At 52.1% G+C, this 13,564-nt stretch carries 8 protein-coding genes; 1 reads left to right on the forward strand and 7 read right to left on the reverse strand.

What is annotated here, in order from left to right:
* Positions 1-10 precede the first annotated feature (10 nt).
* The 4 genes from BLU57_RS10140 to BLU57_RS10155 all read right to left on the reverse strand — a co-directional run bounded on the left by BLU57_RS10140 (position 11) and on the right by BLU57_RS10155 (position 9,198).
* Positions 11-3,325 (reverse strand): hypothetical protein, encoded by a 3,315-nt coding sequence (locus BLU57_RS10140; protein WP_090320123.1) that lies wholly within the window; start codon positions 3,323-3,325, stop codon positions 11-13.
* Entirely contained in the window at positions 3,325-6,723 is a 3,399-nt protein-coding gene (locus BLU57_RS10145; protein ID WP_090320127.1) for a DUF6603 domain-containing protein, read from the reverse strand. The genes BLU57_RS10140 and BLU57_RS10145 overlap by 1 nt, the downstream gene beginning before the upstream one ends.
* Entirely contained in the window at positions 6,713-8,269 is a 1,557-nt protein-coding gene (locus tag BLU57_RS10150; RefSeq protein ID WP_090320130.1) for a hypothetical protein, read from the reverse strand. Before BLU57_RS10150 ends, BLU57_RS10145 begins: the two co-directional genes overlap by 11 nt.
* 65 nt (positions 8,270-8,334) lie before the next feature.
* Positions 8,335-9,198: a hypothetical protein gene (locus BLU57_RS10155; protein WP_090320133.1), complete on the reverse strand. Its 864-nt coding sequence runs from the start codon at positions 9,196-9,198 to the stop codon at positions 8,335-8,337.
* Positions 9,199-9,648: 450 nt separating this feature from the next.
* Here BLU57_RS10155 and BLU57_RS10160 point away from each other — a divergent pair, with 450 nt between their 5' ends.
* A complete protein-coding gene (locus tag BLU57_RS10160; RefSeq protein WP_090320136.1) occupies positions 9,649-10,671 on the forward strand; it encodes a hypothetical protein in 1,023 nt (340 codons plus the stop codon).
* A gap of 141 nt (positions 10,672-10,812) precedes the next feature.
* Here the strand turns inward: BLU57_RS10160 and BLU57_RS10165 are convergent, their stop codons facing one another.
* The 3 genes from BLU57_RS10165 to hisC are packed head-to-tail and all read right to left on the reverse strand — an operon-like array spanning position 10,813 to position 13,539.
* A complete protein-coding gene (locus tag BLU57_RS10165; protein ID WP_090320139.1) occupies positions 10,813-11,466 on the reverse strand; it encodes a hypothetical protein in 654 nt (217 codons plus the stop codon).
* Between the two features lie 38 nt (positions 11,467-11,504).
* Positions 11,505-12,398 (reverse strand): prephenate dehydrogenase, encoded by an 894-nt coding sequence (locus tag BLU57_RS10170; protein WP_176776416.1) that lies wholly within the window; start codon positions 12,396-12,398, stop codon positions 11,505-11,507.
* A gap of 22 nt (positions 12,399-12,420) precedes the next feature.
* Positions 12,421-13,539 (reverse strand): histidinol-phosphate transaminase, encoded by a 1,119-nt coding sequence (gene hisC / locus BLU57_RS10175; RefSeq protein ID WP_090320142.1) that lies wholly within the window; start codon positions 13,537-13,539, stop codon positions 12,421-12,423.
* Positions 13,540-13,564: the final 25 nt, after the last annotated feature.

Consider the following 13,564-nt stretch of genomic DNA (forward strand, 5'->3'; position numbering starts at 1 on the left):
GTAACCATGCTTAATCGCGCGGCAGCATTTCGGCAGCATGCACGCCGACGAGCACCGGCGCTTGGAACAGGATATAAGCCAGTTCCGCCGAATTGATATTATTGGTCCAGCTCAGCAAATGATCCTCTTTCCACTGCTCCGCTTTTTCCTGTGCGGTGCCGCCCGGCTGTGTGTTTGGCAGGCTGCGCGCGGGTGCGGCGGCGATGTCGATAAATTCGCCGTCACTGATACCGGGCGCGACATCGGTCCAGGCGAGATCGTTCCAAACCTGGATCGGGCCTTCGCGATCGATATCCAAGCCGAAGCGTGGTTCGCCCGGCCGTTCCTTGATCACGAAGAACCAGCCCGGCTCGTTGTCAACTTCAGGATTGCCGCGCGCTTCCTCTTCGGTTAAATCGAAGCCAAAAAAGTAAATATCCGGTTTGACTTGGGCTTCGTACAGCGGTGTTTTGATCGGCACGCTGTCGTCGAATACCCGTTCGGTTTTTTTGTTCGGTGCCGGATTGGTCTTGCTGATCGGCTGCCATTTGGCTTTTTGCGCATAAATCACCGCATTGGGGTATTTTTTCAGCAATTCGCCGCGAATCACCAGTACCAATTCCTCTTCGTTTTCCAAACCTTGCTCACGGTGATCGTGCTCGCCAAGTTTGGAGAATCGTGACCAGCGGTGGATCGGCGGAATGTCTTTCAATTCCTCGCGGCGTTGTTTGCTGTCCTCGGTCGGACTCAAGAAACCGCTGACATCCCAGAACTGACGGAAGTAGGAACCGCGCTGATCAGTCGGATATTCGCGCCACAACAACTCGCGCGCGAATTCGTGATTGAGGCCGACCATGTACGACTCGATGAATGGCTGGTTGGTCTTCAATAACGTGATGGTATTTTGTGCGATGAAATTCAGGTTTGGCACAAACAACTCGGTGGATTTGTCGACCAGTGGTTTGTACATGGGGACATCGAATTCCGGGTACGCCATTGCCTCAACAAATTTCTCGCCGATCAATTCGAGGATATGCGCCGGTAGCAGGATGTTGCCCAGTGTCCATTTTGGAATCGTCACCGCCGGATTCAGTTTAACCAGCGTATCCGTTGCCAACTGAGCCATATTGACCGGTACGGTTGCCGGAATGACACCGGCTTGCAGGCCGTTTTGCAGCACTGTGTAAGAGTCTTTCAGCGCTGTTTTAAAGCGGCTCGATTGAATGCTGTCGGTTCCACCGGCGCTAGCGGGTTGCGGCGGATTGGCCGGATCCAGCGCTAAAGGATTCAGTTCCGGCGTCAGCACAAAGTTACTGCTGGGCGGCATCGCGTCGACCGCAGCCGGTGTTTGCGCGGTTTCGGATACCGAATCGGCCTGATTCATTTGTGTAATTAAACGCTGCGCGGTACGGTAAGCCCACAATAATCCCGCGCTCACTGCCGCCGCCACAGCCCAGACTCCGGTGCTGACACCGGTGATCGCCAGCACGACGACCAGCAGCAGAATCAATGCCAGTAAAAGGTAAGGAATGAACGGATAGCGTTTCAGCAAATCCAGCAGCCAGGATGGCACGTTCTTCGGCTGCGCATCTTGCGAAAGATTATCCAGCGACGGCAACGTAGCGGGAATCACGTGCGGCGGCGCAGCGGTAACGATGCCATCGTTGACGCGCGTGATTAAATTGTTCGGGTGAATACTTTCATCGAAAGTGGATAGCTTTTGCAAGCGGCCATTCGGTCGCAGCATGCGCCGTAGCGGCGCGGAGGTCAGCGCGGATGTGACCGGACTTTGTTTGATTCGATGAGAAACCGTGATGCCTTGGCTAATGACGCGTTTCTGCACTGGTGCTGTCATAAGCAGAATTTTATCGTGGCTGATTTGTTGCAACGGCAGCACTTGTTTCTGATACCAGCTATTGGCGGTAATTTTAGCCAGTTGTGCCAGACGGATTTGGCGGTTGGCTTCGAGCACGTCGCCGACCTGATCCCACGCCGCATCCATGTATTCCTCCTGATTGGCGATGATGACATCGGTACCGAAACCGGCGGCGCTGCGCCAGCGTGGATCGAGGTTGAGTTCGTGCAACCAGTTATCATTGTTCGGTGCATCGCTGCCATCGGCTTCTTTCAGTACGCGGTTTCTGAGCGCGTGCCAGCGGCCGTAAATCGGCGGAGTGATTAACGGATCGGGATCGGTCTGGATTTCCGTGGGCAGATCAGTGTTCTGGTGAGCCGCATCGGCGGCAAGCCGGGCGTAATCATCGGAGAGATTCAGAAAAGCTGCCAATTCCTGCTGGAAGACATGCGGATACGGCTGATCCCAATTTTCCCACTTGGCGATTTCCTGTTCGGCCTCGCTGCTGAGTGGTGCAAGCAGCGCGCCGCCGAGTTTCAGTACGCCTTCGAGATCCGGATTCTGAATGCCGCTGATATTGGAACCGGGATTTTGTACATCCATATCGCGACGGCCGACGCGGCTATCCGCCGGTTTTGGCTCGAGCAGGCGCACCAAATACTCAAAGTCGCCTTGCGAGCCGGTGCGGAAAAACCAACGGTAATAAAATGGAAACTGCGCCGGTGCCGGACGGCCTTCGCCCCATGCGGAGAACGTTGCATGCGGCGCGTCGTCGGGATTCATTCCCAGTCCGGCCAAACGGCCGGTTTCAAAGGTCGGAATCAGAAACGCGTGGTAGCGTTCGTTCGGCGTCAATTTACGGGGGCAGACGATGCGCGAATAGGCTTCGTCGGCATTTTGCGCCAGCACAGTTTGCAATTGCGACAGTGCAGTGTTGATGTCCGGCGCTTGCGGCGCATCCTGGTTACCGGCGATATTTTTGTTGACGTGCACATGCGCCCACGCCCACAGTTCCTCGGCTTTGGGGAATACCGTTGTGAGCGGATTGGCTTTGATATCGATGAAGGGCAGCGGCTTGCCGGAAATATTGCCGCCTTCGGCAAACTCGGCTTCGGTGAGTACGATCAACGTGACCCAAGGCCGCAACCGCGATCCCGCCGGTGCGGCGGGGGTGTAACGCCAGGGAAAATCTTCATCGTAAAACTCGATGTGGCAAAGGTAATTCGGTTCGAAGTTGGTGATCCAGTTGAGCGGTTCGGTTTTGATAATCGCTCTCGACTCAATACCGACGATATCGCCGGGGCCGTACAGGGCAACGTTCTTATTGACCGGAGCGGCTACATCGCCGCCTTCGCCGCCGCTGCCTTTGATATTCAGACTGACGGCGACACTGGTGCGTGTTTTGACCGAAGCATCCAGATCCGCTGATTGGATATTATTGGCGACGCCTTGCCGCAGCCACGGTAGAAAGGTATACGTGCCGATCGCCATTATGCCGCCTCCTGCAAAGGTGTTGCTTCCGTGCTCGGGATGACATGCAGATTGTCTTGCAGCGTGGGCGATTGATTGACTTGCTTACGCAGGAAGTCTTGCGCTTGCGCGTGCGTGGCAAAATAAGCGTCTTTGCTATGCGGACTGTTATTTATGGTCGAAGCCACCACGTAACCGGTTTCTTTTACGATGACTTTCTGCTCGACTGGTGCTTTTTGCGCCTTGTAATTTGCCGAAAGTGCTGATTTCGACGCGGCGTTGCGGCCTAAAAAGTGATTGAAGAATTCGGCGCCGATGGCGACAAAACGGATCAGCAATGAAACAAAATTGTTATCGATGATACTTTGCTCGTAACGCACCACACGCTTAACCGCCGCGGACGATTTTAGTTGCTGGTTGCTCACCGACAGTTCGATACCGGCGTTTTGTTTTTCGTAGGAGGGCGCGTTCAATTTATTGGCATCGCTCAAGTTTTTATACTGTGCGGTGGCGAACGATTCCTTGGTATCCGCCACCTTGGCCAAGCCGGTGTCGATCACTTCGACGGTCAGCCGTTTGGCGTCTTTCGGTTTCTGATTGCCGACTTTATCGAGATCGAGATCGAGCGGGATGGCGCGCTGGTTGACGCGCAACACGCCGACTGGATGCAAAATCAAATCGCTCGTGCTTTCGATGACGCGTAGTGATACCAGCAATTGACTGGATGCCGGTAATTCGGCCGTCCAATTATCCAGTTTGTCGAATTCCGCCGTGATCAGCGGCATGATATCGATGGACGGCAGCGTGGTGTTTTCGTCCTCGCCCCAGGTGTGGCTGAAGGGTACGTCGATATCCCAGAATAGCAGGGAGATGGAGCCTTCGCCTTCGATGTGCCACGGCGATGTGCCTTCCAGCTCGCCCCGCATGTGCACACCGAACAAACCGACGCCGAACACTTTGACGTCGAACGATGCGGAAATGGTGATGATGAAATAAAACGGCGAAAACTGGAACAGCGCGTCGAAGCCGACATGGCCGGAAATATTGAACGCACTGAGGCCGAAATAAACTTCCGCCTTGGCGCCGAATTGCACGGTGTTGGAGGTGACGGCGAAATAACCTTCCACGCGGATGCGCGCGAAGGATTCATTCAGGATATTGATCGCAATCCGGTTGGGATTAGGAAAAGGCAGTGGAGGCGGCTTGAAGGAGGGATGAAAGCCGCCCACACTGATGACAAAATTGGCATCGTTACCCCAAGCGATCAGTAACCCCATATCGCCGTCGATGGTCAGAAAAATCACCCGCGAATCGTACAGACTGGCATAAAACCACAATCGCTGTTTATCCACTTCCAACGCGCCGATGAAACTGACCTGAATGATGATCAACGCTGCGTCCTCATCGGGCAGCGCGACCTTCAGCACGCCGAGAATGGCAATATTGCCCGGCGGTATTTCGACGATGATGCCGAGCGATGCGCTGACCAATGTCGGTGTTCCCCAACCCAGCTTAGCCATCGGGCCGATCAGAAACACATCCTGCGCGGGTGGGAAGAATTGACGCAGATCGCTGATGATGCGTGGCGCATTTTCGATGATATTGTCCGGGAACATGATGCTGTTGATCGATCCGGTGCGCACTCCGGCGGCGATCACTTCCAGTTCCATGGTACGGTTCAGACCGAGCAATCCGCCGACGGCGTTCAGCGTAAAACCGAAACCCAATTGGAACGGCGTGCCGAATTCGGCGCTGAGAATGATCAACAACGAGAAACCTTCGGAACCATCAGGCATGCGCGTCGTGATCAGGCCGATCGCTTTGACGGTGACGATGCCGCTGAACATCAATTCCAATGCACCGGCGTATTCTTCCTTGTCGAAGTCAAAGTAGAGATAACCGCCGCCTTTGACGATACCGACATCGAGCGACAATCCGACACCATTCGGCGGTTTGAAGCCCAAGCTGATGTCGACCGGTCCGGCATTGCCGCTGCGGTTATCGACCAAGGCGAAATCGATCGCCAAGCCGATGTTTTCCACGACAGCGGCGAGCGGGCCCAGCGCGGCTTTGATATCCGTTGAAATGGCGGTGGGGAATTTATTGTTTTCGATACCGACGGAAAAGGTTAATGCGCTGACTTCCACAGGGCCGAGATTCAAGTGCAGCGGCAATTGGATTTCCAGTGCGCTGCTGCCGGTAAAAAACAGACCGTCCTTGCTGTTGTAACCGAACGCCACGCCGAAATCGGAATTGAGCTGGACACCGCTCAAAATGTCGGTGATAAAACCGTCGCCATCGGCAAACGAGATCGATAGTTTGCCAGCGCCGATTTCACCGCCGACGGTAAAATCGGCGGCCGACTGTCCGCCGTTGCCTTGAATCCGGCCGCCGAAGTTGACGCCGAATTTACCGACTTCCAATCGGCTGCCGTCCGGATCGCCAATCAATAGATACGGTGTTGCCGCTTGCGTGCGGTCGGCGTTGACGCTGAGGTTCAATGAACCGGAAACCGTATCTGCTGCGGAGGTATGAAAAGTGAATTTGGCGGGCGGCTGGATGACTAACTCAGCGCCGAACGGCAATGTGGCTTGCAAATCCAGGATGACTTTTAAATCGTCGGCGGCAAATTCGATTTTACCGGGACTAAGATTCTGCCGGACCGACAGGCTCAAGCCATTGGGATTGAGGTCGGTGCGCGGCCGCAGTTGAAAAATGACTGCCTCGAGAATCGGCGTGGGTGCGGTGTCGTCATAGAAGACCGGTGCTTTGAGATGCAGCAGCAAGCGTTCGAGCCGCTGCAACAAATTCGCCGCGTCGAGGCTGTTGCCGCCCCAGTTGTAATGTGATTGCAAGGCGGTCACCGGCGATTCCAGCCATTTGCCCAGTTCGTTGAAATGAAAAGTGGAGATGGTGAATTCCGGGTTGCCCGGGTCGGTGGAGCCGACATTGTTACGCTGCCGCTCAAGTATGCCCAGCAACTCGAGAAACTCGTTGACGCCGTTGGCGGCATCCAGTGCGCGGACGAGCAAGTAGTTGAACAGCCGTTCGGCAAAATGACTGGATACGCTGGCCGGAATACCGCCGATTCCCTGCAAGGCGGTCTGCAACTGGTCGATTTTCTGGATCGCGGTGATGACTTGGCTGATCAGTTTTACGCTGATGGTGACAATTTGCTCGATATTTTCCGCTTCGATGGCTTCCGTCAGATCCCCGGCTTTTTGCAACACGGTTTTGCTGCTGGCAACCAGCGCTTGCATCGGTGAAGCCAGCGACGATACCTGTCCGCTGTTGAGCGTAATGCCGAGTTCGGCGAATGTTTGCACCGCGCGCGTACTATTCAGCTCACGCTCCAGCGGCTCCAATACGTTGGAGATTTGCAGCAAAACACGCTGTAAGGTATCCACTTCATTTGACATCAATGGTTTCCTCCATGCGTGCGGTGTGATCGCTGAATTCATTGGAGCCGGATGCATTCTCAAACTGCTTAACAAATTCGTGCAGATTGTCAAAACTGTTGATGAACCCCATTACTTCGCCAAAGTAACGCTGAATGACTTGCTGCAAAGACTCGCTGCCATGCTGCGTGAGCACCTCGGCCATACGCCGGATCATCTGGTCACGCGTGATGCCTTCCACTTCAAACGGAATCAGATGCGCGGGATCGCGCGCATTGTTGACGAAGTGCGCCAGGAATGCGGGGCCTTTGCTGCGATGCCAAGCCACGGTGACAGGCCGACGGTGATTGACGAGCGCGACGACTTCCTGGCGATGATCGAGAATCCGCTGGTAAATCTCAGCGCCTTTGCGCGTGTTCAGAAAACGCTCGCGTACTTCGGTGGTGTGGTTGATGCCGGTGAATATACCTTCGACATCGTTTAATGTTTGCCCGGCGGGACCGACTGGCGGGTTGGCGGTGGTGATGGGGGTGATACTGAGTAAATCGATGACTGGATGAATATGACAAGCATAGGCAATTGCCGGATTACTGCCGGATTTAGCGAAGACTATGCCAACCAGCTTATTTTGCGCATTTACCAGGGCCGAACCGGAATCGCCATGTTCGACAAAGCGAATAATGCCATCACAGTCGGCTTCAGTCGCTTCAATTGTGATGTGCCATCCTTTTGTACCGGTAGGATCGCCGATACCAATGACTTTACCTTTTGTTTTGCTGGTTCTTCGGCCAACTTTATAGACGACATAATCGCTGACGCCAAGATCAGTTTGCTTAACACGATCCACGTCTTCCAGTTTGCTGTTACCGCCGATGTTCAAGCCACGGATTTCGTTCTTATACGAAACCCCGCAATTGGTGTTGCACCAGCTTGAGATACAAATATCGAGTTTTGCGGTAGCAGCGTCTACAAAAAAATCTACGGCAGCTTCGCTGGGATAAGCGTATGAGTGGATGCCCTCTTTGCCAGCATTATTAATTTTGCCGATCGGGTGCCGCTGCTCTTGGTCAAGTACTATGGCCACCTGGCCATTTTGTTCAACAAATTTTGGTTGATATACGGTATCACTTACAGTCGCTCCACCAAAGGTCAATACATGATTGTTCGACACTAATACTACATTTTCCGGTCCGCTGACACCGTTCAAAGTGGCAAAAAAACCCAGAGTTCCATTGTCGTACAGATTATTTGAGTCGGTTCTAAAGCCTGAAATGGAAATGCCACCAATCAGTGGTGAGTGATGATCCATATCCTGGCAATGTACAGGTGTGATATCCGGCACTACAAGAACATCGGTTGGAATGCCTTTGTATTCCTTCGGGATGATCTCGGCGGGATTCAAGTCTTCCGGTTTGCGTTTTTCTTTGACGAATACACGAAACGAAATCTGGTTCGTGGTTTTACCGCCGATTTCTTTCAGACCGAATTCGACACCGATCACGCCGGGAATTTTTTTCAATTCGACTTCGGCTTCCGCGTGTAATGCAGCCAGTTCTTTTTGATCCATTACATTACCTCCATCCAGTCGGCCAGCAGTGTGCGAATACAATGCATTTTTTCTGTGGCATAGCGTTAGTCCTTATTGATAGACCGGGGCGCGCAAAAATCGAAGTACCAAGGCGTAATCCGCAAACAACTGAGTACCGGATGAATGTGGCACGCATAAGAAATATAGGGATTGTGCATGTGATGGCCCCAGAGCAATCCTACCGCGCGCTGGTATTGGTCGACGAGTAAAGCGCCGGAATCGCCTTTACGTGAGAACGGCTGTCTAACGCCGTGGCGATCGGGTAACGCTTCGATGATCAACGTGTTGCGGCACAGTTCGCCATGGATAGTCTCGACCGTGGCTGCGCTGTCAATGATTTTTCCCCACGTTGAATCAGGGCGGCCTAACAAGCGTACTTTGAGTTCCCGTCCTCTCAGCGTATCCAGCGGATGCACTCGGCCGATCTTTGCGAAGTGGCGGGTTCTTCCTTGAATCCGCTGCGGGTTTTTGCTTTGCTTCAGCAGCAGGCTGGCTGTTGCGCAATCGATGTAATGGGGTTTTTCCGGTTCTCCCGGATAAGCAAAGGAGAAATGTCCGCACAACCCTTCGCCGTCGATTTTGGCAATGGCATTTAAGTGCGGCGCGTCGAAAATGACATGATCATCTTGTTCTTCGTAATCGGGCTGAAAAATAATTTCGTCGTGTTCCGCATCGTTGGCGAACAGAACATGCTGGTTGGATACCAGCACCAGCGATTCTCCATCCGGAGCGTTACGTTTGACTGCCAGGAAACCCAGCGTGCCCAGGCCTACGTTGATGTGGTGGAATTGATAAATGCCTTTTAAATTGCTAATGGCTGCGCCGACACGCGGCAAAGCGGCATCAAGGTGATGCTCAACCAAAGCGCCCGAGTGGCCGGTCAATTTGAACGAGGCATTTGCAGTCATAGTAACCACCTATTAATAAAGCCATAACTGATGAGATACACTCAGTGATGCGCTTAATTATTCAACTTACGCTTATCATCAAAGATGACTTGAAACGATCAGATGCGGTGATGCTGGTACGGAAATCCCCCTTATGGGTGGATTTTGTTACTACGTTTCTAATTTGACTGAACTTACTAATCCTTACTAATCAGCAACCGATTTGCCGACTGGATACTTGTTCCGGTGTAGGGTTTTTTTAGGTGGGTATGCGTGTTATTAATTTTTATTGATGAAACATTAACCCTTTGTTCGTATTTCATTTTTCTGTTGAAATAGAAAAATAATAACCCCGCTTCAATCCAGAATATACTGAAAACCCGGAAAGCTGTCAAACGAAGCAACCCATCTCCGGTTCCGTGCGCTAAACTGATCGATGACGTGTGACGACTATCAATTGCGGGAGGAAAAATGCTGAATTCTTCAATTCTGGATATTGCTTTGGGCATGGTGTTTCTGTTTGTTTTAGTCAGTTTGTTGTGTTCCGCGGTCAACGAGATGCTCGCGCAAGTTTTTCGCATGCGTTCGAAGAATCTTGAGGCGGGATTGGGAAATCTGCTGCAATCGGGCGAGGGAAATAAACTGGCGGACGATCTCTACAAGCATCCGTTGATCAACGGGCTTTCAAAACCAGGGCAGAAACCGTCGTATATCCCGCCGAAGAATTTTACCTTGGCATTGATGGACATCATGACCGGCAACACCGGTAAGCTGCCGTCTGACAACAAAGCGTTAATCGAGACCATCGAGAAGCAAGGCTTGTTTGCGAAAACTGAAGCGGGCAAGTCGATCATCCTGTTATTGCATGAAGCCGGAGACGATGTTGAAAAAGCGCGCAAGAACTTAGAAGGCTGGTACAACGATGCGATGGATCGTGTGGGCGGCTGGTACAAGCAGAAAACGCAGGCTGTCATTTTTATCGTTGCGCTGATCGTATGTATCGCCCTGAACATCGATTCCATCAAAATTTCTCAGACCTTGTGGACCGATATCGCACTCAGGCAAGCGTTGGTTGAAGCGGCTTCTTCGACGGATATTGTTGGTTTGATGCCGCGACAGTCATCGGAACAGCAGCCGCCAATAGCCGAGGGTGATCAATCAGCAGCACAATCTAACGATCAAACAAAAGTAGATACTGCTATCTCAAACGCACCGGAAATCAAAGGAATTGAGCAATCTGCGAAGGCTGCCGGTGCCCTAGTCGAGCAAATCCGAGGATTAAATTTGCCGATTGGCTGGAAAGAAATGAAAAACGGAAAGGAAGTTTGGATATGTAAGGAATTAGATTTAATGGGATGGATCGTCAAAATTATGGGCATCCTGATCACAACTTTCGCCGGATCCCTCGGTGCACCATTCTGGTTTCAGTTGCTGAATAAGATTGTCGATTTGCGGGCGGCGGGTAAGCAGCCTGCTAAATCTGGCGGACAATAGATGAGAACAGGTTGAAGTTTAGTTTTTTGTTCGCTGATCATTGAAATATAATCAATAGCATAGGAATTCTAGTCAATTCCAAACATTCAACTTGGAGTGATAGTAGTTAACAGTGGAGGTGTATTTGCTTGCATAGTTCATTTAACATGCTTCATTGTTCCCTTTTTGATTCACACCAATGATAATTCGGAGCTCTAATTCTAGGGCGGTACGTGCTTTTGGGACTTCAGTGTTGAAATATTCTGAAGCATTGTCCCAAGCTTCATACTTTTTCTCAAGAGTCCGTTCTGACATTTTGGATTCATCTAGACGAATGTACACTCCAAAATCTATTACTTTAGTTCGCATTGCTTTAATAAAAGCATCGAGCTTTTCACATAAGCTGGAAGGAAGATAGATTCGGTTTTTGTCAAAGCATCGGTAGAACTCTGCAGCTTTGTTCATTGCGGTAATATACTTTTCTCTTTTACTCGGTTCTCCTACCAATTCCATTGGTGATACAAAGTCTTGCGCAGCCCATTGAGCTTCGACGAGTAAACCATAGACTTCTGCTATAACTTGCGCGCGCTTTTCATGAAGCTTAGAGACTAAGACTTGCTGTTCTTGAGCAATAAGATGAAGTTCATGTTTCAGTTTCTCAGCAGTGACAATTGATGTATTGGTTAGCTCTGACTTGAAGCGCTCCAGGTCTTTTGCAACGAGCTGACCAAGTAATGATCGAGCAAGCCAACCTAATACGCCTAGGAGGATTGTGTTACTGCTAAATGAAATGAGAATAATCTCCCAGAGATTCATGTGCTAGCTTCTGTGTATTGAAAGAATTTGTATGTATTTTAATCTTTAGTTTTTTTCTTTAACCAACCTTCCCGTATATCTCTTGCCTGCGAAAAAGCCTGTTCCAGTGCGTCAGCATCATTCTTCTTCAATAATTCTCGCAAGCTGTTCAACTCGGTCTGATACGCCTCAATCTGCGTAAGCAACGCCTCACGATTGGCCAAACAAATGTCGCGCCACATTTCCGGGGAGCTGCTGGCGATGCGGGTGAAGTCGCGGAAACCGCTGCCAGCGAAGCGCAGTAAGCTTTCCGGATCATCGGTGCTGTGGTTGAGGTGATTCATCAGGGTAAACGCCAGAATATGCGGCAGGTGGCTGGTGGCGGCGAGTACGCGGTCGTGTTCGTCCGGGGGCATCAGCGAGACTTGGGCATGGCAGGCTTGCCATAATTGTTGCACGCGTTCGACAGCTGCCATACTGGTTTCCGGCAATGGCGTCAGGATCACATGTTTGTGGGCATACAAATCCGCTTGCGCCGCTTGCACGCCGCTGTGCTCGGCACCGGCGATCGGGTGGCCGGGAACGAAGTGGTGCCGGTTCTGCATGGAAAGATGGTGGCGGGCTGCGGCGATGACGTCTTGTTTGGTGCTGCCCGCGTCGGTGACAAGGGTGTTGGCGTGCAGATGCGGCGCGATTTTCTCTAGGGTGCTGGCAGTCTGCCCGACCGGCATAGCCAGAAACACCAGATCGGCGCCGTTCAACGCGGAGGCGATGTCAGTGGCAATTTCATCGATCACGCCCAATTCAATGGCACGCTGCATATTGGCCTGGCTGCGCCCGACGCCGGTAATGTGCTTGACCAAACCCGCTTTACGCAGCGCTAGCGCAAATGACCCGCCGATCAAGCCGACGCCGACAATGACCAGTTTATTCAGTGCCGTGATAGTTGCCATGACTATTGCTGTTTGATGGTAATTAATTCAATTCGCTTAAGGCTTGCTCCAGCGATTCCAGGAATCGTTTGTTTTGCGATTCGAGTCCGACGGTTACGCGGAGGTGGTTCGGCATTTCGTAGATTCCCAACGGACGCACAATGACACCTTGACGCAACAAGCTTTGATACACTTTCGGGGTGTTGGCGGCATCGCCTTTGACACGGAAACTGATGAAGTTGCCGTACGACGGAATGTATTCCACGCCCATTTTGCGGAAGCCGTCGGTCAGTTGCAGCATGCCTGCGCGGTTCAAGGCATACGATTTCTGCACAAACTCGGCATCTTGCAGCGCGGCCAGTGCACCGGCCAGGCCAATGCTGCTGACATTGAACGGCTGGCGCACGCGGTTCATCAGGTTGGCCACGTCCGGATGCGTCAAGCCGAATCCGACACGCACGCCCGCAAGACCGTAAACTTTGGAAAAAGTACGCGTGATCAGCAGATTGGAGAATTGCTTCAGCCATTTGATACTGTCCGGTTTGTTGGCTTCGGGCAGGTATTCGTAATACGCTTCGTCCATGACGACCAGCACATCACGCGATACCCGTTCCATGAAACGGAACAATTCGTCTTCGCCCGATAAGGTGCCGGTCGGGTTGTTGGGGCTGGCGATAAAGACGATGCGTGTTTCCGGCGTGATGGCGTCCAGCATCGCGGGCAAATCGTGCCCGTAGTCGCGGGCGGGAACCGCAATGCCGTTGGCGCCGATCATTTGCACTACCAGCGGATACACCGCAAAGGCATGCTGTGAATACACTGCGGCGGCACCCGGTTTGAGAAATACGCGTGCGGCCAGATCCAGTACGTCGTTGGAGCCGTTGCCCAGAATGATCTGCGCCGGATCAACACCATAGCGTTTCGATAGCGCGGCTTTCAATTCGTAACCGCTGCCGTCCGGGTACAACGCGATGTCATGCAGTGTATTGATCATCGCGTCGAGTGCGAGCGGGCTGGTTCCGAGCGGATTTTCATTGGACGCCAGTTTGATGATGTAGGACTCATCCAGTCCGATTTCGCGTGCCAGTTCGGAAATCGGTTTGCCGGGCTGGTAGGGTTGGATCGAGCGGATATATTCCGGAGCAAAATCGCAAAGATTCATAAGATTAAATGTGTTAATGAATAAA

This window comes from Nitrosomonas oligotropha (genome assembly GCF_900106555.1).
GTDB lineage: Bacteria > Pseudomonadota > Gammaproteobacteria > Burkholderiales > Nitrosomonadaceae > Nitrosomonas > Nitrosomonas oligotropha_A.

Coding starts and splice junctions, on each gene's coding strand:
- BLU57_RS10140 (WP_090320123.1), bottom strand. CDS start 3,325: ATGGCGATCGGCACGTATACCTTTCTACCGTGGCTGCGGCAAGGCGTC.
- BLU57_RS10155 (WP_090320133.1), bottom strand. CDS start 9,198: ATGACTGCAAATGCCTCGTTCAAATTGACCGGCCACTCGGGCGCTTTG.
- BLU57_RS10145 (WP_090320127.1), bottom strand. CDS start 6,723: ATGTCAAATGAAGTGGATACCTTACAGCGTGTTTTGCTGCAAATCTCC.
- BLU57_RS10170 (WP_176776416.1), bottom strand. CDS start 12,398: ATGGCAACTATCACGGCACTGAATAAACTGGTCATTGTCGGCGTCGGC.
- BLU57_RS10165 (WP_090320139.1), bottom strand. CDS start 11,466: ATGAATCTCTGGGAGATTATTCTCATTTCATTTAGCAGTAACACAATC.
- hisC (WP_090320142.1), bottom strand. CDS start 13,539: ATGAATCTTTGCGATTTTGCTCCGGAATATATCCGCTCGATCCAACCC.
- BLU57_RS10150 (WP_090320130.1), bottom strand. CDS start 8,269: ATGGATCAAAAAGAACTGGCTGCATTACACGCGGAAGCCGAAGTCGAA.
- BLU57_RS10160 (WP_090320136.1), top strand. CDS start 9,649: ATGCTGAATTCTTCAATTCTGGATATTGCTTTGGGCATGGTGTTTCTG.